Source organism: Micromonospora sp. NPDC050980 (assembly GCF_040653835.1).
GTDB lineage: Bacteria > Actinomycetota > Actinomycetes > Mycobacteriales > Micromonosporaceae > Micromonospora.
This window is the reverse complement of the sequence record NZ_JBFAGS010000065.1, coordinates 1-2234: the sequence shown is the minus strand read 5'-3', so window position 1 is coordinate 2234 and position 2234 is coordinate 1. Positions and strand designations below refer to the sequence as shown.

The window sequence follows — 2234 nt, the reverse complement described above, 5'->3', positions numbered from 1 at the left end:
GGCAGAAGCGGCACCGCTTGAACGACGTGCGGACACTGCCGCAAGCGCCTTGATATCCCTTGTCGGTGAAGGTCAGCAAGTTCGCGTTGGTCAGCGCGTCGATGATGCCGTGAGTGCGGGCAGCGGTCAGGTCGTGGACGGCGCACGGCAGCGCGGGCGAGGCCCAGACGAGACGGCTCGCAGCGTCCGCGATGACCTGCACGTCGCGCCGTTGGCGGGGTAGCGCGGCCCCTTTGGCTACGCTGGCTCCGGTGAGCTACCCCCGGCAGGCGTATCCCTCCTCGACTATTCCTAGGTTCGACGATCCCGGCCGTGGGGACGATAATCTTCGACGTATCGCGGAGGCAGTGGAGCGCATCGCTGACGCGGTCGCCGGTCCGGTTAGCCGGCAAGTGCCGGAAGCCCTACCCGCGTACCCCATCGTCGACTGCGACGGCCCCACTCCGGAGTCGGGCGTAGCCGAGCCACACATCCAGCGCTCGGCCGGCCGCCTCTACTACGCCGTGTGCACATACTGCCCAAACCGTCCTGGTCAGACCGCCGATCCTCGTGAACCGTCGACCTGGCTCGAGTACAGCGAATCGTCCTACGACCTCGATGAGCAGCGCGCCGCCCTGGCCCGTCACCTTACCCATCACAGCAAGCAGGCCAACTCCACCAGAGCACTCCTGATCTGGACATGGTCAGACTGCTTATGTCCCCGCTGCCACGCACCCGCTGACCACAAGTGCCGCACCAACTCGGGACGGCCAAGCACTGCTCCCCATGCCGAACGATGGCAAGATCATTCAGGCCAGTACTGGTGAGTACTCGAGCCCGGCACCTCGGCCCCAAGGAGCAGTTTCAAGACATATGGCTGGCAGTTTTACCTGGAACTGGGCGAAGCCGGCCACGCAGAGCCGGAAACGGCGGCGTCGAGGAGGTCGCCGAGCCGGAGCCAAGCGTTCGGCCCGGTTGGGGAGGCTGGGTTGGCGGCAAAACGTGTCCATGCCTTGCCGCTATCGCCAAGCGCGGTTGTGACGACGGAGGTGACGGCCCGGTTGCCGGCACGATACCGGTATGCGCCGGCAAGCTTGAGGACGACCCATGCCGGAAGCGCGCGGATCAGCTCGTCCTCGCAGTCGGGCAGGGCCAGGATCTGCCGTGTCCACGCTTCCCGATAGTTTGGGCTGCCACCGAGCCGGCGGCGCAGATCCGTGGTGATGTTCAGCAGGGCGGCCCGCGGTGTCGAGTGCCGGGCGAGTACGTCGGTGAACGAGAGCTGCGGCCGGTATGTGCCCCAGGCAAAAGACAGCAACGCGTTCTCAACCAGGTCGTCGTCCTGGCGGTGCCGGTTCAGGTAATCGTCGAGGACGTCATCGGGCGCACTGGCCAGATTGCGGGCCGTGACCTGGCGAGGATCGCCCAGGGCCACCCCACGAGTCACCGCTGCGGGATCTCCGAGGATCCCCTCGATCGATGCGCGCAAGTCGGCTGTGTGTCGCTGCCGCTCCGAATCTGTGTGGCTGGTGACCGACCACCGGCTTTCAGGGGCGGGACGGTTGGCTGAGAGCACGGCTCGGACGCGCTCGGCGATGTCATCGGTGATGGTCGGCAGATGCAGCAGCATGAGATAAAGCCACCGCAGGCGAGGCGGGGTCGGATACCTCTTGGAGGGTTCAGGCTCCCAGAGTGCCAGCGCTTGCACGGCCGCTTCTGCAAAGCGCTGGCCAAGAGTTCGCAGCAGTTCGGCTGGGGCTTCCCAGGCGTGGGAGCGCCCGATCTGGTCTTTCGCTTCTTCGGGTGCGAGGAGGTATCGCCAGGAGCCGTCTGCTGCTTGCTCTACCCAGGAGATGGCGGCCTGGCAGCCGAATTCCTGGACGTCCGCGATGTCATCGAGGAATCGCTCTACGTGTGGGAAATCATCGGCCGGCAGGGCGGCCAATTCGTCTGCGTAGTCGACGAGCACCTGGGCTTTGGCGGCGCCATCGCGCAGCGATCGGCACATGCGGGTGATCAGCACGCTGCGCGAGAAGCTGTCCAGTTCGTGCGCTGCGACTTCCTTGAGTAGTGCCGGCTCGACTTTCCACGGGAGGGTGCCGAGCAGGTGCGCACGGATGACTCCATCAGCCTTCGTACCGTCTGCCCATTCGAGCAACTGGCGGTGACGATCGGTATGGACGGTCAAGACCTGCTCCCACATCGCCTTCCACGCCTTGGTGGTTGCAGAATAGATCTCCCACCATCCATCCGAG

General features: G+C 65.4%; 1 protein-coding gene and 1 pseudogene. Both read right to left on the bottom strand.

All coding sequences use genetic code 11. The features are described from left to right. Window positions 1–205 (bottom strand): annotated as a pseudogene (locus AB0H28_RS29995) (IS5/IS1182 family transposase); the annotation flags it as partial. Between the two features lie 660 nt (window positions 206–865). Continuing rightward, the coding region (locus AB0H28_RS29990; protein ID WP_358047492.1) for a hypothetical protein at window positions 866–2234 on the bottom strand (1369 nt) is incomplete at its 5' end.